Source organism: Streptomyces sp. NPDC002730, from assembly GCF_042888805.1.
In the GTDB taxonomy this organism is placed as follows: domain Bacteria; phylum Actinomycetota; class Actinomycetes; order Streptomycetales; family Streptomycetaceae; genus Streptomyces.
On record NZ_JBIAQG010000005.1, the window covers coordinates 25802 to 47912 of the forward strand.

Here is a 22111-nt window from a genome sequence, read left to right on the forward strand (position 1 = left end):
AAAATAACATTCGTTATGTAAAAATTGGAGAGGGCGCCTCGCTCGGACCCTTGTGGGGTCTGGGCGGGGTCTGCGCTGCACTGCGATGACAGAGAGCTTCGGCGACGGATCGGCGACGAACCGTCCTTGCCGACTCAGTAGAGTGACGACTCATGGGCCGTAAGCCGAATCCTGACCGTAAGCCCGAGCTGCTGGCGGAGATCGTGCAGCAGCTCGTCCGCACAGGCGTCGGCGATCTGTCGCTCCGTCCGCTGGCCACCGCGCTCGGCGTCAGCACTTACACACTCACCTACCACTTCGGCTCCCGGGAGCAGCTGATCAGCGAGGTGGTCCAGCACATCGAGGCCGAGCAGCACCGGCTGACCACGACCTGGTTCACCGGCGATCCGGTGCAGGCGGTGCGCGAGTACTGGGCATGGCTGGAGGAGCCCGAAAACCTCGCCCAGGTGCGGCTGGTGCTGGAAGTCGCCGCGCTGCCTGCAGAGAGCCAGCCGATCCCGGCCACGGTCCGCTCCGGCCTGGTCACCGCGTGGGTGGAAGCGCTGACGGAAGCTCTCACGGAGCGCGGCGAGGAGCCGGGCACGGCCCGCGTGCGCGCCTCTGTTGCGGCTGCGGCGCTGGCCGGGTTGGCGCTGGACCTGCTCGCGACCGGCGATCACGAGCGCACCCGCGCGGCGGCCCACCTGATCGCGGATCAGGTGGGCGTACCGGCTGTGCCGCGCTGACCACGGCTGCGGTCAGTGTTGCCCTTCGGAGATGTCGAGATGTTTCGGGGTGCGCCCATACGGCGAGGGCGGCAAGGAGCATCAGGCCCGCGCCGCTGAGGCCGACCACGCCGAGCGAGTCGGTGAAGGACTGCTGAGCGCGGCGGGCCGGCTCCCCTGCGGCCGGACCGGCGTGCTGGGCGAAGGCGAGCGCCCCGGCGAGTGACTCACGCACCGTCTGCGCCGCCGCGCCGGTGACCCCGTCGGCGGCCAGGTCGGTGAGCGACAGGCCGCCCCGGTAGGTGGCGGATGCGATGTTCCCGAGCACGGCCACCCCCAGCACGCTGCCCAGCTCATAGCCGGTCTCCTCGATCGCGGCGGCACTTCCGGACTCCCTGCCGGCGCGCCGGCCATGATCACTGCGGAGGCGATCGCCGGCGATCCCATACCCGCTCAGATCAGCAGCAGGGACAGCGCCACCCACGGGTAGGTCGTCGGGGCGAGCGCGATCAGCAGCAACCCCCCGCCGGGGACCGCCAGGCCGCCGGCCAGCACCGGGCGGGCCCCCAACACGCGGCCAGCCGCGGAGCAAGCGGCGAGACCACGCCGGCGCCGAGCGCGGCGGGCAGCAGCCGCAAGCCGGCCTGGAGCGGCGAGAAGCCTTCGACCAGCTGTATCCACTGCGCGATCAGGAGCATCATCGCGGCCTCGCCATAGCGGTGGTGACAGCCACGACGGCGCCGGCAGTGAAGGGCCGGCTGCGGAACAGCCGAATCTCCAGCAGCGGGCTCGCGGAGAGCACCGCCAGCCCTGCCCAGCGGCGGGGGTGAGGGCGTGCGGCGGGAGCCGGTTCGACGAACGGGGCGAGCGTCATGAGCTCCTCCAAAGGGTGGCGGGGGCCTGGATCCAACCCCCTCGCAATTAACATCACGTTCGTTATTATAACGTTCGCCTTGTTGAACTCTCTCTGACAGGAGCCATCCACCATGGCCGCACTCCTCTACCGGCTCGGCCGGTTCTGCTTCCGTCGGCGGTGGACGATCACCGCCCTCTGGGTCGCACTGCTGATCGCCGTCGGCGTAGGCGGCGCGGCCCTGTCCGGGCCGACCTCCAACTCGTTCACCATCCCGGGCACCCAGGCCCAGAAGGCCATGGACCTCATGGAGCAGCGCTTCCCGGACACCCACGCGGGCGGCGCCACCGCCGTGGTCGTCTTCGCCGCACCCGATGGCCGCACGCTGGCCGAACCCGACGCGACCGCCGCCGTACGCCAGTCGCTCGACCAGCTCCGCCGCGACGCCGAGGTCGCCGACGTCCTCGACCCCTTCGACGCGATGGCCGTATCCCCGGACGGCCGCTACGCACTGGCACAGGTCACCTACAAGGTGCCGATGGGCGACATCCCCAAGGGCGCCCGAGCGACCTTGGAATCCGCCGCCTCGATAGGCCGCTCCGCAGGCCTCACCGTGGAGAGCGGAGGCGACGCCCTCCAGGAGCCATCCGCGTCCGGCACCGGCGAGGTCATCGGCCTCGCGGTGGCCGCCCTCGTACTCGTCATCACCTTCGGTTCGGTCCTCGCGGCTGGACTGCCGCTGGTGACCGCCCTGATAGGCGTCGGAATCGGCGTGTCCGCCATTACCGTCACCACCGGTTTCGTCGAGCTGAGCTCCAACACCTCGGTACTGGCCACGATGCTGGGCCTGGCCGTCGCCATCGACTACGCGCTGCTGATCGTCTCCCGCCACCGCGAGGAACTCGCGGCCGGCCGCTCACCCCAAGAGGCGGCAGGGCTGGCGGTCGGCACCGCCGGATCGGCCGTCGTCTTCGCCGGGCTGACCGTGGTGATCGCACTCGCCGGACTCTCCGTCGCCGGCCTGCCGATCCTCACCCAGATGGGGCTCGCCGCCGCGGCCACCGTCGCTCTCGCCGTCCTGATCGCCCTCACCCTGCTGCCCGCATGTCTCGGCTTCACCGGACAGCGGCTCCAACCCCGACGGCGTGCCGACAGCCTCGACGCCTCTGCCGGCCACCGCTGGGCCCGTCTGGTCACCCGTCGACCGCTCACCGTCCTGCTGACCGCCACCGTCGCGCTGGCCGCACTCGCCATCCCCGCCCTGGACCTGCGCCTCGGCATGCCCGACGACGGCAGCGCCGCCCCCGCCACCACCCAGCGCAGGGCCTACGACCTCGTCACCAAGGGATTCGGCTCCGGCCACAACGGGCCGCTGCTCGTCGTCGTCGACACCAAGGGGACCGGGAGCGCCGAGGGCCCGGCCCAGCGGACCGCCGAACGACTCACCCCGCTGAGCGGCGTCGCCGCAGTGACTCCCGCCGTCCTCAACCAGGCCGCGGACACAGCCCTGTTGACCGTGATCCCCAGCACCGCCCCGGACAGCACGGCCACCGGCAGGCTCGTCTCCGCCATCCGCGACCTGCCCGCCCCCTCGGGGGCCACGGTCTCGGTCACCGGCCGTACGGCCATCAACCTCGACATGTCGACCAAGCTCGGCAGGGCGCTGGCCCCCTACCTCGCGCTGATCGTCGGCCTGACCGGAACGGTGGCGATGGTTCCGCAGGTTTCCCGTGCCGGCTGCGTCCCGGCAGGGTCGCGGGTCTTCCGCGCATCGCATGCGCTTGAGAACGCCATGGCGACTTGCACAACCCGCTCTGCCGGTTCCTTGAGCGGTCAGTCGGCACCGCCCGGGGACCCCGGGGCAGAAGAGAGTCCCCCATGATGAAGATCGCTGACCAACTGCGGGCCTCGCCGGGGCCTGCGGCCGAGGTCACAGCACGGCGGTCGGTGTCCGCCGGTGACGCCGGTCTGCTTCTTATAAGGATCACGTTCGGCCTGCTGATGGCAGGACACGGCTGTCAAAAGCTTTTCGGGATATTCGGTGGCGAAGGCCTCACCGCAACGGGGAAGGGGTTCGCCGCACTGGGCTACAGCCCCGGAAAGGTCTACGCCGCCATCGGCGGTGGCTCGGAGTTCCTCGGAGGCCTCGGACTGGCTCTGGGGCTGTTCACCCCGCTGGCGGCGGCTGCCCTGATCGGCGTGATGATCAACGCCATGGTGACCGTTAGCGCGGCACACGGTCTGTGGGACGCGAACGGCGGCGTGGAGTACGGCGTGTGCATCGCGGTCGTCGCTCTCGCCATCGCCGCCATCGGCCCCGGCCGGCTCGCCCTCGACCGGCCCTTCCGCTGGGGGAAGGGCGGCTGGCGTGAAGCCGCCTTCGCACTGTGTCTCGGAGGGATTGGCGCCGCCATCGTGCTGAGCCTCTAGAGCCGACCGCGCGGGCCGGCGTTTTGGGGCTGCTGGTGTGCGCAGCGGCGCTCTGTGAACAACTGAACGCCTTCCGCAACGGCCGCCAGTGGACTCCCCGGGAAACTCGGGGAAACTGCCGCCGTTCCACCCTCGTGACCAAGGTGGAACGGCCGTCACGCCGATCGCCGGCAGCCTTGCGTCCAGCCGCACGTGGCCCGGCAGCCGAGCCGGCCGGGCTGCCCGCGATACGGGCGCCGAAGATGCGGACAGTCAGGTGCGTGCCGCTCGGCTGCTGCCATGAGCCGGGCTACTCGGTGGCACTGAGCGCTGCCACAGGCTCGCGTTTTCCTTCCGGTGCGTGCGGACTATGGCGAGGGCCATGACGAGAGCCCACGCATCCATTGCGAAGGCCGCGATCCGTTCCAGGCCGCCGAGTCCGATGCCGGGATCGTGCTGACCGAAGAACATCCACGCAGCAACCACTGCCGCGGCGGCTATGGAGAGGGTTATGGGGCGCAGTCCGCCGAACAGGGAAGCCCGCGGGGCGAATCCGGTGCAGATGAGCCCGATATTTCCCAGCGCCATGATGAGGAGCGCCCCCAATACATGCAGGTCCTCGTTGACGTCCGCAGGAACAAAGCCGACCAGGACCCACCCACCGGCATTGATGACAAAGAGAATCCGGGCACTTCCCGATATTCGGCCACGGCCCCAGCAGGCACCGGTCAGCAGCGTGCCGACGAGCAGCAGTACGCCGTGGACGACGAACGAGGCGTTCATGGCGTCGTGCAGCGGTGAGCACACATACCGCGGTCGGGAGACGTCCCATATCTGGCATTCGACGTTGCCGAGGTCACTGATGTTGTTGTCCGCCCAGCTGTAGGGCATGCGCCAGGCGGACTGCACGACCAGTTGGACGACGAGGAACTGCACGGTGGCGACGATCCATGCCGCTGCCCCGATCCTTGCGGCCACGGAGCTGCGGTTTTCGGCGTGCGACACGGGTTTCGATTTCACGACTGCCTTTCGGGCCCCGAATTGAGTCATTTTCGTTCGCACAACGTTCGCAGTCGACGGTGAGCCTCCGCATCGCTGCGACGGGGGAAAACGGAATCCCCCTGCTGCGGGATCCCGTTACTGGCTCTTTCGGGGGAGGTACACCGCCGGGCAGGTAGGTACTGTGCGGGCCGTGAGGACAATGATTCGGCCGCTCTTCAGCAGGGCCACGTACCGGGGTTGGATATACGCGTTTCTCGGCGCGGCCATGAGCCTGCCGCCGCTGGTCGTGGCACTCTTCGCTGCGCCGTCGCAGTGGCCGGCGGCGCTTCGTGCCCTGGGATTCAGCCTCGTGCTGTGCGCGGTGCTCGTGGCCATGGGCGCTCCGCGAGCGGCGCGCCGGGGGTGCGTTCGGCTGGCCAACGGGCTCCTTGGCACGGGTCTTCCCGCCCCGTTGGAATCGTCGACGTCCCTGTGGGTGAACCGGCTCTGGACGTCGGCGTATCTGGCCGCACACTTGGCGGTCGGTGGGGCGGTGACCGCGGTGGCCTGCCTGTCGGTCTTCGCAGCCGTCGTGTTCCTCCTGGTCTGGCTGAGCGGTGGTGGTCCGGTGGCGAGTTTCGGGTGGACCATCCACGTGGAGCACGGGTGGCAGGGCCTGTGGACGGTGGTCGTCTGCGCGGGATGTCTGGCGCTCGCCGGGTACGTCACCGTCGGCGGCGCGGCTGCCATGCGCCTGCTCGCCGCGTTCCTCCTCGGCCACCGGCCCGCCGAGCGGCTGGCCGCCGTGGAGGAGCAGCGGGATCTACTGGCCCAGCGCAACCGGCTGGCCCAGGAGCTGCACGACTCAATAGGGCACACCCTGACGGCATCCACCATCCAGGCCGCCGTCGCCGGGGAACTGATGGACAGCGATCCCGAAGCGGCCCGACGCGCCCTCAGCAGCATCGAGGAGACATCCCGCGCCGCGATGGACGACCTCGACCACGTCCTCGGCGTCCTCCGCGAAGGTCGGTCGCCCACCACACCGCAGCACACCCTCGCCGACCTCGGCCCCTTGACCGAGCGGGTCCGGCAGGCCGGGGCCGGGCTGCGCGTGGAGACCGCCGGAAACCTCGCTCAGGTACCGGCGACCGTGTCGCGGGAGACGTACCGGATCGTTCAAGAGGGCCTGACCAACGCCTTACGGCACGGTGAGACGGCCGGAATCAGCCTGCGGATCGCCGCGCGGGAGGGCTGGCTGGAGGTGGAGATCATTAATCGGGTCGACGCAGCGGTGCCCTTCCGCCCGGGCAGGGAGCGGGGCCATGGACTGACCGGGGTCGCCGAGCGGGTGCGGCTGCTGCGCGGCGAGGTGTCGGCGGGGCGTACGGGCGAGCCCGCAACGCACTGGCGGCTGGCGGCACGGATACCGCTACGGTCGGCGCCATGAACGCGCACAGCGGCCCAACCAGGCTCCCCGACCCGCTGGTTACGGTCCTCGTTGTCGACGACGAGGAGCTCACGCGTACCGGACTGCGGGCCCTGCTGTCGGCCAAGCCCGACCTCGACGTCGTCGGCGAGGCCGCCGACGGCGCCGAGGTGCTTCCCATGGTCGAACGGCTACGCCCCGACGTAGTACTGATGGACGTGCGGATGCCTGATGTGGACGGCATCGAGGCGACTCGGCGACTGCGGTCCGTGCTGCCCGACCCGCCGAAGGTCATCGTGATCACGACCTTCGAGAACGACGAACACGTCTACGACGCCCTGCGGGCCGGTGCCAGCGGGTTCATCCGCAAGCGGGCGCCGTCCCAGCAGATCGCGCACGCCATCCGGCTGGTAGCCAGCGGTGACTCCGTGCTGTTCCCGGACGCAGTCCGCCGACTCGCCGCCGGCCGACCCGTACGGCGGGATACCACCACCGGCGGGGCCGCCCTGCTCACCGGCCGCGAGATCGAGGTCCTGCGGCTCATGGCGAAGGGCCGGTCCAACCAAGAGGCGGCCACGCAGCTGCGGGTGAGCCTGGAGACCGTCAAGACGCACGTGGGTAACGTGCTGACCAAGCTGAGCGCCACCAACCGCACCCAGGCGGTCGTCATTGCCTACGAAGCGGGTCTGGTGGGCTCCGGGACGAACGACCAGTAGCACCGGTCGGCGGAAGTACGACCACCGCGCACCGGACCACCGCCCTGCGCTGCGTACCGGCCCATGGGCGCAGAAGGTGGCAGGAACGCATGCGGCAGACCCATGCCCCTTTGCAGGTGCCCCTGCCGTGCCGCTTGCCTGCCTCCTGATCACCAGTCCGAACGACTGACTCCCGCGGCCTGTCGCGCCCTGGCATCCGCCGCAATCGCCGCAGGTCGGATTCAGTGATCACAGTGTGGTCGTCCGGGCGCCATCCGCGCCGGCTGACTGTCGGGACGGGGTCGAGAGGAGCTGATCGTGGAAGGGGCACCCCCAGACGCCTGGAAATGGGAACTCGACCGCACGTCCGACCCGAGGCGCGAGCCAGGACCGATCAACCTGCAGCGGTATGCGTTCGTACCGGCCTACGGCGGGATCGCCACATTCTTCGGGCTGCCGCTGTGCCTCAATCCGGACGACCTTCGTGCCGGCCACGTCGATGTGGCAGTCCTTGGGGCGCCGGTGGACATGTCGACCGGGCACCGAGGGGCGGCCTACGGGCCCCGCGCGATCCGGTCCGACGAGCGGATCCTGCCCAACACCCCGCAAATGCTGGTCAATCCCAGCACCCGCATCAAGCCGTTCGAGGAGCTGACGGTGGTCGACTACGGCGACGCCGCGGTCGACCCGTTCAGCATCGACAACTCCATGGAACCGATCCGCGCTCTGGTGCGCGAGATCGCCGAAACGGGCGCGATCCCCATCGTCCTCGGCGGGGACCACTCGATCCTGTGGCCGGATGCCGCCGCCGTGGCCGATGTGTATGGTCCGGGCAAGGTCGGTGTGATCCACTTCGATGCGCATCCGGACTGCTCCCACGACCTGTTCGGTCATCCCGTCTCGCACGCCACACCGATCCGCCGGTTGATCGAGGACGAACACGTCCCCGGACGCAACTTCATCCAGATCGGGCTGCGCAGTGCGATCGCGCCCGACGACGAACTGCTCGACTGGATGCGCGAGCGCGGACTGCGCGCGCACTTCATGGCCGAAATCGACCGCCGCGGATTCGATGTGGTCCTCCAGCAAGCCATCGACGAGGCCCTGGACGGGCCGGAGTTTCTGTTCGTGTCGCTGGACATCGACGTGCTGGACCCGGCCTTCGCGCCCGGCACCGGCACGCCGGAGCCACCCGGCCTGACCAACCGCGAACTGCTGCCGGCCATCCGCCGGATCTGTCACGAGACGCCGGTCGTGGGCATGGACATCGTCGAGGTCGCGCCCCACCTGGATCCCGGCTACACCACCACAATGAACGCCCGCCGAGCCATCTTCGAGGCGCTGACCGGGATCGCCATGCGTCGCAAAGGCCTGGCCGGACCCGCCTACCTGGACCCGGCGGTCGCCGGACCGCCGCCCGGGCAAGGGAACTAGAGCGGCGATCGAGCATGTGAAGCGGGCACCGCAGGCCCCGGCCGGCCGCCTGGGACCGATCGCACCCGCCGCTACTAGCCGGGCGCCGGCTGCCCATGGCGTCATGCGTGTCTACCGGCGTCCGACCGTTGAAGTCGGTCTCCGCGATCGGACGGCCCGCCTCGTCGTATGCGTATGACCGGGCCAGTCCCTGCGTGTTGATGACCGCTGCGTCAGGCGCAGTTGGGTGTCGTACGCGAAGGCGTATGCAGTCCCGTCCGGATCCGTTCGGGTCCGTTCGGGTCCGTTCGGGTCCGTTCGGGTCCGTTCGGGTGGCGGGCCCGCCCGTGGTCACCCCGCCCGGGTGCCGCTGCGGGCGGTGATGTGGGGCGGCGGAGTGATGCCCTCCTTGAGCGCCGGATCAGGTTCCGGCTCACCGAAGGAGGTCACCATGGGCAGGACGCCGGCCCATATCCCGAGTTCGGCGTCGGGTCCGTCACCGTCGTCGGGGCCGCCGGTGCGGATCTTGACGGAGGCTTCCTCCAGCGACAGGGCGAGAAGCGCGGTGGCCGCCAGCTCCTTACGGTTGGGCTGACGTGCGTACTCCCACTGGCCGGGGGTGGCGTGCTGGGTCAGGCAGCGCAGACCGGCGAGTTTCGTCTCGGGGTCGGTGACGAGGCGGGGCGTGCCGTAGATCATCGCGCTGCGGTAGTTGACGCCGTGCTCGAACACCGACCGGGCGAGGACGAGGCCATCCACATGCGTGACCGTGACGCACACCTCGGCGTTCGGCGCGGCGACAAGGCTCCGGCTGGCCACCGAGCCATGGAAGTACAGGTTCCGCCCGTCGGTTCCATAGACGGTCGGGACGACCATGGGATGTCCGTCGACAACCACACCGAAGTGGCACATGAAGCCGGCGTCCAGGATTGCGTTGAGGGCTGCGCGGTCGAGACTTGCCTGCTCCCGCAGTCGGCGGTGACGGGTGCGGTCGTTCGCGGGCAGTGTGGGCGGCAGTGGGCTCTGGTTCACGTGACCTCTTCCAAGTAACCCTTGAACGGGGGCCTTTGGCGCGCGGTGAGCGGTGGCGGTGGGCGGTGGGCAAGCCGCGTACCGACGTGGGCCGGGCCGGACGAGACGAACGGCCGACCCGGCGGGGAACGTCATCCGGCGCTGTCGGCGTGCGGGCACGGATCCCTCCCGGGGGCCACGCATCGGCATACCTGAGGACGGTCACCCTCGAAGACCGCACGCTACCGATATCGCATAGCTTACGCCACTGATCCGCGAAATCAGTTGTTTCTACATCTCTATTCAACTGAATCTATTGTTCTCCTTGGTCTTCCGCCAGTAGCTGCCGGGGTTCGGAGCCGGCGGGGTGCCCAGAGCCCATCGCGGGAGCGCCGTCCAGGCCGGGGAGGCCGGAATGATCCTGGTACTCGCTGGGCGACCCTCCGCGAACCCCCAGCCGCCAGAATGAAGTCATGAGCGACGCCGACCTGGGCAGCTGCCTGCGCGCCTGGCGCGACCGCCTGCCACCCGCCGAAGTCGGCCTGCCGGCCGGCCCGCGCCGGCGCGCGCCCGGGCTGCGCCGCCAGGAGCTCGCCACCCTGGCCGGGCTCTCGGTCGAGTACCTGGCCCGGCTCGAACAGGGCCGCGCAGGACGGCCCTCAACCTCCGTTCTCGGGCCCCTGGCACGTGCCCTGCGGCTGACCGAGGAGGAACGCGACCACCTCTACCGGCTGGCCGGACACTCGTCGCCCGCGCCCGGGATCGCGTCCGCGCACATCACGCCGGGGCTGCAGCGGATCATCGACCGGCTGAACGATGCCGCGGTGGTGGCGGTCGACCGCGCCTGGAGGGTCGTCCTGGCCAACCCGCTGGCGATCACACTCCTCGGCGACGACGCGACAGGTGCGGACGGTGAGCGCAACATCCTGCGCCGGCACTTCACCGGGCGGCCCTCGCGGGTGATCCGTACACCCGCCGAAGCCGCGGACTTCGAGGCGTACGCCGTCGCCGACCTGCGCGCGAGCCTCGGGCGGTTCCCCGCCGACCCGTACCTGCTCGGGCTCATCGACGAACTGCAGTCGGCCAGCCCGCGCTTCACGGAACTCTGGGCACGGACCGACGTCGCCGCGAGCACCTCGCAGCTCAAGAGAGTCGAGCACCCCGAAGTAGGGCGGCTGACGCTCAACTGCGATGTGCTGGAGGCAACGGATTCGGCACTCCGCCTGGTCATCTACACCGCCGCGCCGGGCACACCCGACCACCAGGCCCTGGCACTGCTCTGCGCCGTCGGCCCGCAGACCTTCGGGTGACTTGGGTGCCCGTGCCGTAGCCGTTGGATGGGCGGGATCGATGATCAGTCCGGCCCAAGTCCGGGCTCCCCGCATCGAATTGTGGGACAGCGGTGTTGGCGCCACAGACCTGAATGACTCTCGAGAGCCGAAAGCCGTTATGAAATCGCAGGTTTGAGCAAGGTTTCGCGCACTCCGGCAAGGCAAGCAGGGAGGGCATGAGCAATCCCCATGAACCCGTGCCCGTAAATGACACCTACAACCCCTATGACCGTAACCGGGACGCCTATGGGCGCAGTCGGGACGGCGCCGGAGCAAACCGGGCAGCCTTGGTCATCCACACGATCGCGGACATAGCTGCAGGCTTTCTGGGCCTGTGGATTCTGCTGTACCTGCTCGACGCCAACCAAGGGAATGTCTTCGTCGGCTTTGTGCACGACATGGCGGACTGGCTCGCCGGCTGGTCCCAGGACATCTTCACCATGGAGACCGAAGGTCTGCGGGTTTTCCTCAATTACGGCCTGCCCGCCGTTATTTACCTTCTACTCGGCCATGGGATCGCTGCACGGATACGCCGCCTCTGACCGAATTCGGGTCGAGCGCGACATGTATGTCATGAGGTCCGCGATCAAACCATGCAGGACGACGCGGACCTCACCATGAACGGCACGCCTCTCATCCCGGCATTCGTAACGACATGTCCGGGAGTACGAGACACAACCGGCAGTAAATCTTTGCAGCAGCATCACAAGGGCTGCGCGCCACCTTCGACGGGTGCCAGTAGCGTTACTGGCCTCTCGATCCCGCGTGCGAACTGAAAAACAGGTCGCCGGCGTCCCTGGCGGCGCAGTCAGCACAGAAAGATCGCAGATGGACTACTGCTCCGCATGCCGCCGCACTCTCAATGGGGCACTCGTGTGCCCAGGGTGCGGCGCATACGCTCCGGACATTGCCCCGCCTACCCATCGCCTCCACAGCGCGGTCGCCCCTACCGCAACGACGAGGCAGGCATGGCGCGCGGAGGAGGTCCCCGCTCCGGGGTCCTACCCCGGCACTCATCACTCGGAAGCCGCACCGATCGGCAGCAACGCATCCGAAGACGCGGTGGCGGATGCGTCGGGCACTGATTCATCCGGCGGCTTCGACGGCGCGGCCTCCACCGGGCAGGGCCGGGCGGCTCGGCGTCGGCAGCTGGCACGTTGGAAGAAGAACCGGCGTCGGGCCGTGGCCGCAACGGCCGTTGCCCTTGTCGGTGGCGGCCTGACCGTAGCCGCGCTGCCGACCACCAGGCCTTCCACCAGCCACACACACGCGGCCTCACCGCCGGAGCCGGTGACCGCGGACATGCGGACAGCGACCGCCGACTCGTCATTGGAGCAACCGGACACCCCGGCTCCGCGGCATCCAAGCACTCGCCCACCCACGACGACCAACCGGCAGCACAGCACCGCCGTCGCCACGCCTTCCACGGCGACGACAAGCCGGCAGCAGAGCTCCGCCGCCACGGCCCGACCCCTCGCCGCTCCGAGCGCAACGCCGCACATCACAGCCGATTCGGCCAAGAGGGCGACGCACGTGGGCAACGGCGGCGCCCCAGCCCCGGAGACGACAGCGCCGCCCGCGCCGGCGTCCACCGAACGCCCCGGCGCAGACACACCGGCTGCGACCCTTCCGCCGTCGACGTCGCCGGGCAATCCGGCGTCACCGACGCAGGTGTGTCTGATCGTTCTGTGCATCGGCTGATCGCTCGGTGACCATCACCGCCGACATCAACTCGCGCTGACGGAAACGCGCCTCGTCCCACCCGCGGCTGCGCGGGCGAGCGCTGCCGACACATGCCCGCGGAGCAGCGTGTCGCGAACTACACACGGTGTGTGGGCTCCCAGGCGACCGGCCGGGTGTCCCTCCCCCCTTCAGGACGGGACGGGCACCGCCCGGCTCCACAGTTCCTCGGCGTGTTCCGCGAACCTGTCGAACATCCCGCCGTCGCCCTGGCGGCGCAGATGCGGACGCACGGCGTCAGCCCGGGTTCGCGCCCTCGCCGTCATGCGCGGCGTCCGCTTGAAGCGCGGCCTGCGCGATGTTGCGGGCCATGCCGCCGAACACGACCGCGTGGAACGGCGACACGCTCCACCAGTAGACATGCCCGAGCAGACCGTGCGGATGGAACAGCGCCCGCTGCCGGTAGCGGGCCCGGCCCTGCTCGTCCCGGTCGGAGTACATCTCCAGCCAGGCGAGCCCCGGCAGCCGCATCTCGGCACGCAACCGCAGCAGCCGGCCCGGTTCGATCTCCTCCACACGCCAGAAGTCCAGCGAGTCCCCCACCCGCAGCCTTGCGGCGTCCCGGCGGCCACGGCGGAGTCCGGCGCCTCCGACCAGCCGGTCGAGCCAGCCTCGTACCGCCCAGGCGAGCGGGAAGGAGTACCAGCCGTTGTCACCGCCGATCCCCTCGATGACCTGCCACAGTGCCTTCGGTGAGGCATCGACGGCGAGCGCGCGTCGGTCGATGTAGAGGCTGCCCCCGGCCCAGTCCGGGTCCGAGGGCAGGGGGTCGCTCGGAGCGCCGGGCAGCGAGGCGGAGGACCAGCGGGTGGTGACCTGAGCGTCGCGTACGCGCTGCAGGGCCAGGGTGAGGGCCTGGTCGAAGCCGATCGGTGCACCAGGCGGATCGGGCACGTGCTGGGCGATCTCATGTTCGCGGCAGACGACCTCGTGCCGCAGCGACTCGGTCAGCGGCCGGGCGAGGGAGGCGGGAACGGGAGTGACCAGGCCGATCCACAGGCCGGAGAGACGGGGTGTCAGCATCGGTACGCGCAGGATGAAGCGGCGGGGCAGGCGGGCCACCACCGCGTACCGCCGCATCATCTGCTCGTATGTCACGACGTCGGGCCCGCCGATGTCGAACACGCGGTTCACCTCGTCGGGCATCCGGGCACTACCCACCAGATACCGCAGCACATCCCGGACGGCGATCGGCTGGATGCGGGTGCTGACCCAACTCGGTGTGACCATGACCGGCAGCCGCTCGGTGAGGTAGCGCAGCATCTCGAAGGACGCCGAACCGGAGCCGATGATCACCGCGGCGCGGAGCACGGTCGCCGGCACAGCCGAGCGGAGGAAGATCTCGCCGACCTCGGCGCGGGAGCGCAGATGGGGTGACAGTTCGCGCTCCGGCACATCGGCCGGGGTCAGTCCGCCCAGGTAGACGATGCGCCGTACGCCCGCGGCGCGGGCACGCTCGGCGAACACCCGGGCGGCCTTCCGGTCGGTCTCCTCGAAGTCGTCTCCGGCCCGCAGGGCGTGCACGAGGTAATAGGCGACATCGATACCGCGCAGCGCGTCGCCGACCGAATCCGGATCGGTCACATCCCCGCGTACCACCTCGGCCCGTCCTGCCCAGGGGTGGTCGCGCAGCTTGTCCGGAGACCGGGCCATGCACCGTACGCGGTACCCGGCATCCAGCAATTCGGGCACCAGCCGGCCTCCGATGTACCCCGTCGCGCCTGTCACCAGACAGTGCGGGCTCCGGGTGTCCCGGCTGCTCATGGAGGCCTCCGATCCGCGGGGGTGCACCAATGCCACTCTCGCCCCTGCCGACGGATTCCGCTCATGGAGCGGCCCCGGCTGCGGTGCCGCCCTCCATGAGCACGCCGGTAAGGCGGGCGCCATGGGCGCCGTGGAAAATGTTGGCTGATCGTCAGACGGGCTCCCTGAGAACGCCTTTCAGCCGAACCCATGGCAATACGCGAACGGTGGAATCAACTGTGGCAATGGTCGGGCTGTTCTGGGTCACCGAGGATGCGATCCACCTCGGTGCACCACCCGGCGAGTCGGTGCGCCCCGCCGAACGCGAGGCTGTTCTCCAGCAGTGGGCGCAGTCCTGATGGCGGGCCTGTCACTGCGGCCCGTTCCTGTCTGCGTGCTCAGCGGCTCGGCCCCGCCGCTGGCCCGGCACGGGCACGATCCGGCCGCCTTCGTCGAGATCGGATCCCTGACCAAGGTTCTCACCGGCACCCTGCTGATACGGATGGTCCGGGCCGGCCTGCTCGGCCTCGACGACGCGGTGGAGCAATGGCTCCCGACACCGCCCGGATCGGGAATCACGCTCGGGAAGTTGGCAGACCACACGTCGGGCCTGCCACGGCTGCCACCCGGCCTGAACGGCCGCGATCCCTACGCGGCCTTCGACGAGAACGCGCTCCGGACCGTCCTCGGCCGACTCGGGGAGATCGCCGTGAGGCAACCGGGACAGGAGGAGGAGTACTCCAACCTCGGTTACGCCGTGCTCGGTGCGGCCCTGGTGTCCGCGGCCGGGCGGCCGTACGAGGAATTGGTGCGGGAGCATGTGCTCACGCCGCTGGGGGTGCACGAGGTCACCGCGCATCCGCCCGCCGACCGACTGCTGAGCGCGCGGAACCTGTTCGGCAGGGAACGCGCCCGGTGGACCATGGACGGGCCGATCCTGCCCGCAGGCGGGTTGTGGGCCACGCCTCGAGCGCTGGCGACCGTGGTCACCCGACTGCTGCTCGAGCGCTCTCTGGGCGAACCGGCGCCGTCCTGGCAGTCGGCGGGGCCACTGTTGTGGCACAACGGGGCGACCCGCGATGCCTCGGCCTTCACCGGAGTGCTCCCGCAGACGGGGAACTGGGTGCTCGTCCACCGGCTCGGCGGATCGCCCGGCCGCACCGACAAGATCGGACTCGGCCTGCTCGCCGCCGCCGGGAACGCGGCGGGACAGGGGGCCGGGACCGACCGGCGTCGGTCCCCGTGACCTAGCGGTTCTGCGGCGGGAAGTGTGCGGTGGCGACGACGGAACCGTCGGGGGCCGTCAGCCGGGCGCCGGACACCGTCGCGGGGTCCACGGCGGCCGGGGCGCCCCAGTAGCCGTAGCCGTCCTTGAGTGCGAACGAGCCGATCGGAACCGTGTGGCCGTCGGAGAGTACGAGCCGGCAGTTGACCGTTCCGACGCCACCCTCCAGGTCGACGGACATGTACACCCAGCCCGGCGAACCCGGATAGGCGAATATCCGGCCCACTTCGTGGTCGTCCGCGACGAGGGACGCCTGCAGGAGAGCCTGGTTCACCTGGACCGTTTCCGAGGCGGGGGCGACGGAGTGGTCGACGGCCGTGCCGATGGCCCAGCCGCCGAAGCCGACGGCGATCGCCAGGGCAGCCGCGGCGGCTGCGACACGCAGGCGCGACCACAGGCGCCGGCACGCCGCAGGCCGTGACGGGTTCAGCCGGTTCGCGACGCGGGTCTCGAAGCCGACCGGCGGCTCACTGCCCGGAAGCAGACCGAGCAGGCCGTCCCCGACGAGGGTCAGCTGCTCGATTTGTTCCCGACAGCCGGGACAGCGGTCCAGGTGCGCGACCGCCTCGGCCCGCTCCCGGGCCGGCAGAACGCCCAGCGCCAGCTCGGGGGCGAGCTCCTCCAGCCGATCGCAGGTCATGCAGCTCATGATCGGCTCCCCTCAGCCTCCAGGGTCACCCGCAGCTTGCCCATCGCCGTTCTGATCCGGGTCTTGGCCGTGCCCAGCGGAATCCGCTCGAATTCGGCGATCTGCTGGCCGGTCATCCCGTAGATCCCCGCCATCACCAGGGCGCGGGCCTGATCCCGTGGCAGAGCCGCCACCGCGGTCCGTAGCCGGGCGGACGTCTCGTCGGCGAGCGCCCGCTGCTCAGGGGTGTCGGTCACGATGTCGACAAGCGCGTCCAGGTCTTCGGGCGCGACAGGACTGGCTCTGCGCGCCCGCACCGTGTCGATCGCCAGATTGTGCGCGATCGTCGTCAGCCAGGTCTTCACGGACCCGCGGCGGGAGTCGTAGATCTGGGCGTGCCGCCACGCCCGCTCGAACGTCTGCTGCGCGATGTCCTCGGCAAGCTGGAGATCGCCGACAACCACGATGGCGACGCCGAAGACCGTGCGCTGGAAGCGGCGCACGAACGCAACGGCGATCTCCGGATCGCCCGTCGCCAGTCCGGACAGCAGTGCCTCGTCCGACGCGTGGTCGAGAGGGAGGCCCATTCTCCTCATACCAGGGGATACGGTCGGCCTCCCCGAAGGGATTGCTCCGTCTCCGCGGGAAATCACCCTCCTATTCTCCTCCTCCGTTCGCCCAAGGCGTCCGTGGTCCGACCGCCAATCCCTCGGCGCGGTTCATCCGTAACACCCTGCACGACGGAACTTCCAGCGAGGGCCGAGCCATGACAAGGACACTCACCCGGAACCGTGTGGTGCTGGGGATGGCAGCCGGAGCGCTGGCGGGCGTGCTCGCGGGCTGCGGAAGTGGAAACGGAAGTGGGAACGGAGGCGGCTCGACGACTTCCACACCCCCGAAGAAGAGCGTCGAACCAGCAGTGACGCAGGTGAAAGCGGACCTGACCGACTTCCACATCGCACTGTCACAGAAGACGTTCAAGCCGGGCGCCTACGCCTTCGTCGCCAAGAACAGCGGCCATCACGACCACGCCCTGGAGATCGAAGGCCCCGCCGGAGAGCACCGCACCAAGACCCTCACTCCCGGAGCTTCCGAGACGCTCGAGGTGACCTTGAAGTCCGGCACCTACGAGATCTACTGCCCCGTCGACGGGCACAAGGACCTGGGCATGAAGACGCAGATCACCGTGGGTGGTACCGATGCGCCCGTGAACACGACCCCGCCGAAGAGCAATGGCTACTGAGCGTGCCGGTGTCGCAGTCACTCTGCGACGGGGCACAGCCGCGCCGTCGGACAGCTGGCTAACCTTCTCTGATGACCACCGAGTTGACCCTGCTGTCGCGGGTCTCCTGCCGCGACCAGGAGATCACCGCGCCCAGGCTGCGCGGCCTGCTCGCCCTCCTCGCGGGCGAGCTGCGCACAGGATGCAGCACCGCGCTCCTGGTGGACGGGCTCTGGCCGGACGGGCAACCGGAGAATCCGACCAAGGCGCTGCAGATCCTTGTCTCGCGCGCCCGGGCACGCCTCGGCTCCGACATGATCGCCAGTACCCCCACCGGCTACCGCCTCGCGCTGGGCGAGGACCAGGTGGACAGTTCCGCCGTCCTTCGCCGCGCCGCCGCGGGCGCGGAGCGCTCCCGGGCCGGGGACCATGCGGCGGCGCTCGCGCACGCCGAGGCGGGGCTTGCGCTGTGGGACGGCGGTGGCGGTGGCGTGTTCCATGAGGACGCCATACCCGACGACCCGGTGTCCGCGCTGCGTGCGGAGCGGGCCCCTACGTATCGGTCGCTCATGCGGGTCCGCGCCCTGGCCCTCGCGCGGCTCGGCCGCCGGGCCGAGGCGGTGGAGCCGCTCACCGGCCTGGTCCGGGAGCTGCCGCGGGACGAGGAGGTGCTGCTCGAGCTGTTGCGCTGCGAGGCGGCCACCGCGGGGCCGTCCGCCGCTCTGGCGACGTACGACGGCTATCGCCGAACGCTGCGCGACGAGCTCGGCACCGACCCGGGGCCCGCGCTGCAGGCCGTGCACCAGGAGCTGTTGCAGGGTGAGGCGCCGGCGGTCCGCCGTGGGGTGCCGCACGAGCCCAACCCGCTGCTCGGCCGCGACGCCGACATCGCCGCGGTGGCCGAGCTGCTGCGCACGTCCCGGGTCACCTCGATCGTCGGGGCGGGCGGCCTGGGCAAGACCCGGCTCGCGCATGTGGTGAGCCGCGAGGCGGAGCAGCGGGAGGTGCATCTCGTCGCGCTCGCCGGTCTCACCAGCGACGACGACGTGGCCGGTGAGGTCGCTTCCGTCCTCGGCGTCGGTGAGTCGCTGCGCACTCCGGCGAGCCACTTCGCCATCCCGACAGATGTCCTCACCGGCATCGTGGGCGCCCTCGGTCCCGGTCCCGCGCTCCTGGTTCTCGACAACTGTGAGCATGTCATCCGCGGCGTGGCAGAGCTGGTGCAGGCCCTGGTGTCGATGACCCGCGATCTGCGGGTGCTCACCACCAGCCGGGCCCCACTCGGCATCTCCTCCGAATCGGTGTATCTGCTGCCGGAGTTGAACCTGCCGACGACCGTCGAGCTGTTCGAGCAGCGAGCGCGGGCCGCCCGCCCCGGTGTCGAGTTGCCCGCCGAGACGGTGGCCGAGCTCTGCCGCCAGCTGGACGGGCTGCCACTGGCCGCGGAGCTGGCGGCGGCGCGGGTACGGGTCATGTCGGTCGGCGACATCGCCCGTAAACTCGAGGACCGGTTCGCCCTGCTGCGCGGCGGGGCACGGGACTCACCACAGCGCCACCGCACTCTGCACGCCGTCGTCGACTGGAGCTGGAACCTCCTGGACCCGGCCGGGCGGGCGGCGCTGCGCGCGCTGTCGGTCTTTCCCAGCGGCTTCACGTCGGACGCGGCCGAGCAACTGCTCGGTGCCGACGAGCTGTTCGGTGCCGATGAGCTGTTCGACGGCACGCCCGGCGGAAGTGACGTCCCCCAGGTGCTTGAGGACCTGGTCGACCAGTCCCTGCTCAAGGTCACCGACACCGTGTCCGGCACACGCTTCGGAATGCTGGAGACCGTACGTGAATTCAGTACGGCCCGTCGGGCGGAGGCCGGCGAGGACGGCCATGTGACCGGGCAATTCATGGCGTGGGCAGGCGACTTCGGGGCGGCCCACCACGATGCGCTGTTCGGGCCCGCCCCCTTCGCGTCCTGGGAGCTGATCAGGGCCGAGCAGGACAACCTCGTCCAGGCGCTGCGCCTCGGCCTCGCCCGGGGTGACGGCGCCACGGTCGCGGCGACCACCGCGGTGCTCGGGAGTCTGTGGACCACCGAGGCCAACTACGCCCGCCTCGTCCCGCTCACCCAGGACACCGGACCACTGCTCTCCCACTTCCGGCCCGGGCCCGGCCTCGTCGAGGCCACCCGGACCGCCGCGGTCATGTGCACCGCCAATCTGTTCCTGGGCGTCGGTCCCGGGGCGATACGTCCCCTCGTCACCCTGCGCCGGCTGCCGCCGGCCTCGCCGGACACCCTGATCGGCGCCCTCTCGATCGTGCTGTGCGCCGCACCCGAGCTCCTGGGCCCGGAGCACTCGGCGCTGAACGCGCTGTGCGACAGCGACGAGCCCCTGCTCGCCGGCGTCGCCAACTGTGTCGCCGGCTATGTGTGGGAGAGCGAGTACGACCTGGATCGCGCGCTGACGGCGGCCGACCGGATGCTCAAGGCCTTCGAGGACCGGCACATCCCGTGGGTGCAGGTCATGGCCCCTTGCCGGATGGCCGAACTGTGTCTGCAGGCCGAGCGGGGAGAAGCGGCACTGCCCCACATGAAGTCGGCCCTGCACGTCCTCGAGAAGCTCGGGGTGGCGACGGACTCGCTCGGGATCCGCTGGGGAATGGTGCTCGCCAGTCTGCAGACCGGCGCGGTCGACGAGGCGGAGCGCTGGCTCGAGCAGATGATGCTCAACCAGCCGCGGGAGACCTCGGACGTGCTCACGCCCGGCCTCGGGGCACGCGCGGAGATCGCGCTCGCGCGTGGCGAGACCGAAGCGGGTCTGCGTCTGTGGCGCCGGGCCGTCGATCAGGTGAAGAACAGCGCGGGCCCGGTGTTCGGCGCCGAACGGGACCTGGAACCCTGGCTTCTGGAGGTCCAGGCCGTCGCTTTGACCGCTCATGCGTGGCACGGCCGGCTCGACCTCGTGGAGGAGATCAGCGGCGCTGTGGAGGACAGGCTCGGGGCGCTGCTGACGCGCCGTGACGGCCTGCCGACCCTGGTGACCTCCCCGGTCTGCGGTGCGCTGCTGCTCGCGCTCGGCGCGGTCGACCTCGACCACGGCCGTACGAGGTCGGGGGCGCGGTTTCTCGCCCTGGCAGATCGCTTCCGTCATCTTCGCAACTTCCAGCCCACCATGTCCTCCGCCCGGGCGCGGCGGGCGGCCGAACAGGCCGACAGGGCCGCGTACGCCGACGCCGTGTCGGAGTACGCCGCCCTGGACGGGGACGGACTGCGGGCCGCCGCGCTGACGGCGCTGGAGGAACGGGACACCCCCTAGGAACCCGACACCCCCTGGAGACGTACCGGCAACCGGATCAGGTGGAAGCCGTCCGCCGGCCAGTGCCCGAACTCCAGCTCGTCCCGGCCCACGGCGAGCGCGGTGTCCGGCCGCTGGACGAGCAACTGGTCGAAGACCACCGAGGTGACCAGGCGGCCGAGGGCTGCGCCCAGGCAGTAGTGGGCGCCGTGGCCGAAGGCGAGATGACCGTCACCGCGGCCGAACTCCCGTGTGATGTCGAGCCGTTCCGGTGCGTCCCCGTACTCCTGCGGGTCATGGTTCGCGGCGAGCAGGGCCACCGTCACCGTCTCGCCCTTCTTCAGCGCGGTCCCGGCGAACTCGAAATCCTCGGTGGCATACATCGAGGCGCCGATCCGTACGAGGGTGACATGGCGGAGCAGTTCGGGTACGGCCCGCTCCAGCAGCTCCGGCTCGGCACGGAGCCGGGCCAGCTGGTCCGGGTGGTCGAACAGGGCGAGTACCGCGTGGGCGAGGAAGAGGGCGGGCGGGGTGATGCCGGTGCCGATCAGGAGGAAGACGACCGAGACCAGCTCGTCGTCGGCGAGCGGAGCGAGATGGGGGTCCCCCCAGCCGGAGGCTGGGGGAGGTTCTTCGTCGCCGCGGGCGCTCGAGACCAGCGCGGAGATGAGGTCCTCGGTGGGCTCGGCCCGCCGCCGCGCGACGAGCTCCTTGACGTACTCCACGATGCCGATGAGCCCGTCGGCCATCCGGCTTCCGTCGCCGTACGCGAAGTCGCGTATCCACTCGCACACCTGCGACCGGTCCGCCTCGTCGACGCCGACGAGCTCGCAGATGACGACCGTGGTCAGCGGGTAGGCGAACTCGCCCAGCAGATCGGCCTCGCCCTTCGCGGCGAGCTCGCGGATCAGATCCCCGGCGGCTCGCTCCACGAACGACCGGAGGGCGGCGATGCGCCGGGCGGTGAACGCCCGGGTGAGCGGGGCGCGGCGCCGGGCGTGCTCCTCGCCGTCGAACAGCGACAGATGGTCGGTCACATACTTCGCGTACTCGGGCGGGAAGCCCTCGAACGCGGCCTCCAACAGTTCGGCCTGGGGGTCGGAACCTTCGGCCCCGCCGGGCACCTTGGAGCGGTCCCGGATCAGCCGGGGCTCGGTCAGGGCGGCCTTCACGTCGGCGTAGCGGGTGATGAGCCGGACCGGTGTCCGGAGCCCCGGAAGCACCACATGGGGGAGCTCGGCCTGCGTACGGAGGTTCGCGTATCCCCGGACCGGGTCCTCGACGAGCTCGGGCGTCAGATGGACTGTGTTCTCGGACATGATGCGCCTTTCCGGGCGGAGGGGTCGGAGCTTCGGAGGGGTCGGAGCTGCAGGGGAGTTGGGG

The 22111-nt window shown here is 70.2% G+C and carries 19 protein-coding genes and 2 pseudogenes; 12 read left to right on the plus strand and 9 right to left on the minus strand.

The genetic code is table 11. From position 1 onward, the window contains the following. Positions 1 to 152: 152 nt before the first annotated feature. Both ACFYXH_RS13735 and ACFYXH_RS13740 read left to right on the plus strand, forming a co-directional pair. Positions 153 to 725, plus strand: a complete 573-nt coding sequence (locus ACFYXH_RS13735) for a TetR/AcrR family transcriptional regulator (RefSeq protein WP_389562310.1) — start codon at positions 153 to 155, stop codon at positions 723 to 725. Positions 726 to 756: 31 nt separating this feature from the next. After that, positions 757 to 930, plus strand: a complete 174-nt coding sequence (locus ACFYXH_RS13740) for a hypothetical protein (RefSeq protein ID WP_389562312.1) — start codon at positions 757 to 759, stop codon at positions 928 to 930. A 471-nt stretch (positions 931 to 1401) separates the two neighbouring features. Here the strand turns inward: ACFYXH_RS13740 and ACFYXH_RS13745 are convergent, their stop codons facing one another. Continuing rightward, on the minus strand, positions 1402 to 1578 hold the full coding sequence (locus ACFYXH_RS13745) for a hypothetical protein (protein ID WP_389562314.1): 177 nt from the start codon (positions 1576 to 1578) through the stop codon (positions 1402 to 1404). A 112-nt stretch (positions 1579 to 1690) separates the two neighbouring features. On the opposite strand from ACFYXH_RS13745, the gene ACFYXH_RS13750 reads away from it, so the two are divergent. Next, complete coding sequence (locus ACFYXH_RS13750; RefSeq protein WP_389562315.1) at positions 1691 to 3439, plus strand: MMPL family transporter; 1749 nt, start codon at positions 1691 to 1693, stop codon at positions 3437 to 3439. Beyond that, complete coding sequence (locus tag ACFYXH_RS13755; RefSeq protein WP_389562984.1) at positions 3439 to 3987, plus strand: DoxX family protein; 549 nt, start codon at positions 3439 to 3441, stop codon at positions 3985 to 3987. Before ACFYXH_RS13750 ends, ACFYXH_RS13755 begins: the two co-directional genes overlap by 1 nt. 252 nt (positions 3988 to 4239) lie before the next feature. Here ACFYXH_RS13755 and ACFYXH_RS13760 read toward each other — a convergent pair whose 3' ends face one another. Beyond that, complete coding sequence (locus ACFYXH_RS13760; protein ID WP_389562317.1) at positions 4240 to 4971, minus strand: DUF998 domain-containing protein; 732 nt, start codon at positions 4969 to 4971, stop codon at positions 4240 to 4242. Between the two features lie 196 nt (positions 4972 to 5167). Here ACFYXH_RS13760 and ACFYXH_RS13765 point away from each other — a divergent pair, with 196 nt between their 5' ends. The 3 genes from ACFYXH_RS13765 (at position 5168) to ACFYXH_RS13775 (ending at position 8505) form a co-directional block, all read left to right on the plus strand. Next, entirely contained in the window at positions 5168 to 6397 is a 1230-nt protein-coding gene (locus tag ACFYXH_RS13765) for a sensor histidine kinase (RefSeq protein ID WP_389562986.1), read from the plus strand. Then, the gene (locus ACFYXH_RS13770; RefSeq protein ID WP_389562319.1) at positions 6394 to 7092 is read left to right on the plus strand and encodes a response regulator; all 699 of its coding nucleotides are present in this window, start codon (positions 6394 to 6396) and stop codon (positions 7090 to 7092) included. Before ACFYXH_RS13765 ends, ACFYXH_RS13770 begins: the two co-directional genes overlap by 4 nt. Positions 7093 to 7389: 297 nt before the next feature. Then, positions 7390 to 8505: an agmatinase family protein gene (locus tag ACFYXH_RS13775; protein ID WP_389562321.1), complete on the plus strand. Its 1116-nt coding sequence runs from the start codon at positions 7390 to 7392 to the stop codon at positions 8503 to 8505. Positions 8506 to 8665: 160 nt separating this feature from the next. Here ACFYXH_RS13775 and ACFYXH_RS13780 read toward each other — a convergent pair. Next, positions 8666 to 8839, minus strand: a pseudogene (locus ACFYXH_RS13780) (hypothetical protein); the annotation flags it as partial. Further along, positions 8836 to 9516: a pyridoxamine 5'-phosphate oxidase family protein gene (locus ACFYXH_RS13785; protein ID WP_389562323.1), complete on the minus strand. Its 681-nt coding sequence runs from the start codon at positions 9514 to 9516 to the stop codon at positions 8836 to 8838. The gene ACFYXH_RS13785 and the pseudogene ACFYXH_RS13780, both read right to left, overlap by 4 nt. A 452-nt stretch (positions 9517 to 9968) precedes the next feature. Here ACFYXH_RS13785 and ACFYXH_RS13790 point away from each other — a divergent pair, with 452 nt between their 5' ends. Beyond that, positions 9969 to 10805 carry a helix-turn-helix transcriptional regulator gene (locus ACFYXH_RS13790; RefSeq protein WP_389562325.1) on the plus strand — a complete coding sequence of 279 codons (837 nt, stop codon included), beginning with the start codon at positions 9969 to 9971 and terminating at the stop codon, positions 10803 to 10805. Between the two features lie 197 nt (positions 10806 to 11002). Then, positions 11003 to 11368: a hypothetical protein gene (locus tag ACFYXH_RS13795; protein ID WP_389562327.1), complete on the plus strand. Its 366-nt coding sequence runs from the start codon at positions 11003 to 11005 to the stop codon at positions 11366 to 11368. Between the two features lie 1329 nt (positions 11369 to 12697). Here the strand turns inward: ACFYXH_RS13795 and ACFYXH_RS13800 are convergent. Both ACFYXH_RS13800 and ACFYXH_RS13805 read right to left on the minus strand, forming a co-directional pair. Continuing rightward, positions 12698 to 12790, minus strand: a pseudogene (locus ACFYXH_RS13800) (XRE family transcriptional regulator); the annotation flags it as partial. A gap of 13 nt (positions 12791 to 12803) precedes the next feature. After that, positions 12804 to 14330, minus strand: a complete 1527-nt coding sequence (locus ACFYXH_RS13805) for an SDR family oxidoreductase (protein WP_389562329.1) — start codon at positions 14328 to 14330, stop codon at positions 12804 to 12806. 322 nt (positions 14331 to 14652) lie between these two features. On the opposite strand from ACFYXH_RS13805, the gene ACFYXH_RS13810 reads away from it, so the two are divergent. Further along, positions 14653 to 15555, plus strand: coding sequence for a serine hydrolase domain-containing protein (locus ACFYXH_RS13810; RefSeq protein ID WP_389562330.1), 903 nt, complete (start codon positions 14653 to 14655; stop codon positions 15553 to 15555). A 1-nt stretch (position 15556) separates the two neighbouring features. Here the strand turns inward: ACFYXH_RS13810 and ACFYXH_RS13815 are convergent, their stop codons facing one another. Together ACFYXH_RS13815 and ACFYXH_RS13820 are read right to left on the minus strand one after the other, a co-directional pair. Next, positions 15557 to 16243, minus strand: a complete 687-nt coding sequence (locus tag ACFYXH_RS13815) for a zf-HC2 domain-containing protein (RefSeq protein WP_389562332.1) — start codon at positions 16241 to 16243, stop codon at positions 15557 to 15559. After that, complete coding sequence (locus tag ACFYXH_RS13820; protein WP_389562333.1) at positions 16240 to 16818, minus strand: RNA polymerase sigma factor; 579 nt, start codon at positions 16816 to 16818, stop codon at positions 16240 to 16242. The genes ACFYXH_RS13815 and ACFYXH_RS13820 overlap by 4 nt, the downstream gene beginning before the upstream one ends. A 170-nt stretch (positions 16819 to 16988) precedes the next feature. Here ACFYXH_RS13820 and ACFYXH_RS13825 point away from each other — a divergent pair, with 170 nt between their 5' ends. Continuing rightward, the gene (locus ACFYXH_RS13825; RefSeq protein WP_389562335.1) at positions 16989 to 17465 is read left to right on the plus strand and encodes a copper-binding protein; all 477 of its coding nucleotides are present in this window, start codon (positions 16989 to 16991) and stop codon (positions 17463 to 17465) included. 71 nt (positions 17466 to 17536) lie between these two features. Then, the gene (locus ACFYXH_RS13830) at positions 17537 to 20749 is read left to right on the plus strand and encodes an ATP-binding protein (protein ID WP_389562337.1); all 3213 of its coding nucleotides are present in this window, start codon (positions 17537 to 17539) and stop codon (positions 20747 to 20749) included. Here the strand turns inward: ACFYXH_RS13830 and ACFYXH_RS13835 are convergent. Beyond that, positions 20746 to 22047 (minus strand): cytochrome P450, encoded by a 1302-nt coding sequence (locus ACFYXH_RS13835; protein WP_389562339.1) that lies wholly within the window; start codon positions 22045 to 22047, stop codon positions 20746 to 20748. The genes ACFYXH_RS13830 and ACFYXH_RS13835 overlap by 4 nt on opposite strands. Between the last annotated feature and the right edge of the window lie 64 nt (positions 22048 to 22111).

Bases quoted from the DNA above. Each gene is read 5' to 3' on its own strand.
- ACFYXH_RS13750 (WP_389562315.1), top strand. From the start codon at position 1,691: ATGGCCGCACTCCTCTACCGGCTCGGCCGGTTCTGCTTCCGTCGGCGG.
- ACFYXH_RS13745 (WP_389562314.1), bottom strand. From the start codon at position 1,578: ATGACGCTCGCCCCGTTCGTCGAACCGGCTCCCGCCGCACGCCCTCAC.
- ACFYXH_RS13805 (WP_389562329.1), bottom strand. From the start codon at position 14,330: ATGAGCAGCCGGGACACCCGGAGCCCGCACTGTCTGGTGACAGGCGCG.
- ACFYXH_RS13835 (WP_389562339.1), bottom strand. From the start codon at position 22,047: ATGTCCGAGAACACAGTCCATCTGACGCCCGAGCTCGTCGAGGACCCG.
- ACFYXH_RS13820 (WP_389562333.1), bottom strand. From the start codon at position 16,818: ATGAGGAGAATGGGCCTCCCTCTCGACCACGCGTCGGACGAGGCACTG.
- ACFYXH_RS13770 (WP_389562319.1), top strand. From the start codon at position 6,394: ATGAACGCGCACAGCGGCCCAACCAGGCTCCCCGACCCGCTGGTTACG.
- ACFYXH_RS13790 (WP_389562325.1), top strand. From the start codon at position 9,969: ATGAGCGACGCCGACCTGGGCAGCTGCCTGCGCGCCTGGCGCGACCGC.
- ACFYXH_RS13815 (WP_389562332.1), bottom strand. From the start codon at position 16,243: ATGAGCTGCATGACCTGCGATCGGCTGGAGGAGCTCGCCCCCGAGCTG.
- ACFYXH_RS13795 (WP_389562327.1), top strand. From the start codon at position 11,003: ATGAGCAATCCCCATGAACCCGTGCCCGTAAATGACACCTACAACCCC.
- ACFYXH_RS13830 (WP_389562337.1), top strand. From the start codon at position 17,537: ATGACCACCGAGTTGACCCTGCTGTCGCGGGTCTCCTGCCGCGACCAG.
- ACFYXH_RS13735 (WP_389562310.1), top strand. From the start codon at position 153: ATGGGCCGTAAGCCGAATCCTGACCGTAAGCCCGAGCTGCTGGCGGAG.
- ACFYXH_RS13740 (WP_389562312.1), top strand. From the start codon at position 757: ATGTCGAGATGTTTCGGGGTGCGCCCATACGGCGAGGGCGGCAAGGAG.
- ACFYXH_RS13765 (WP_389562986.1), top strand. From the start codon at position 5,168: ATGATTCGGCCGCTCTTCAGCAGGGCCACGTACCGGGGTTGGATATAC.
- ACFYXH_RS13755 (WP_389562984.1), top strand. From the start codon at position 3,439: ATGAAGATCGCTGACCAACTGCGGGCCTCGCCGGGGCCTGCGGCCGAG.
- ACFYXH_RS13825 (WP_389562335.1), top strand. From the start codon at position 16,989: ATGACAAGGACACTCACCCGGAACCGTGTGGTGCTGGGGATGGCAGCC.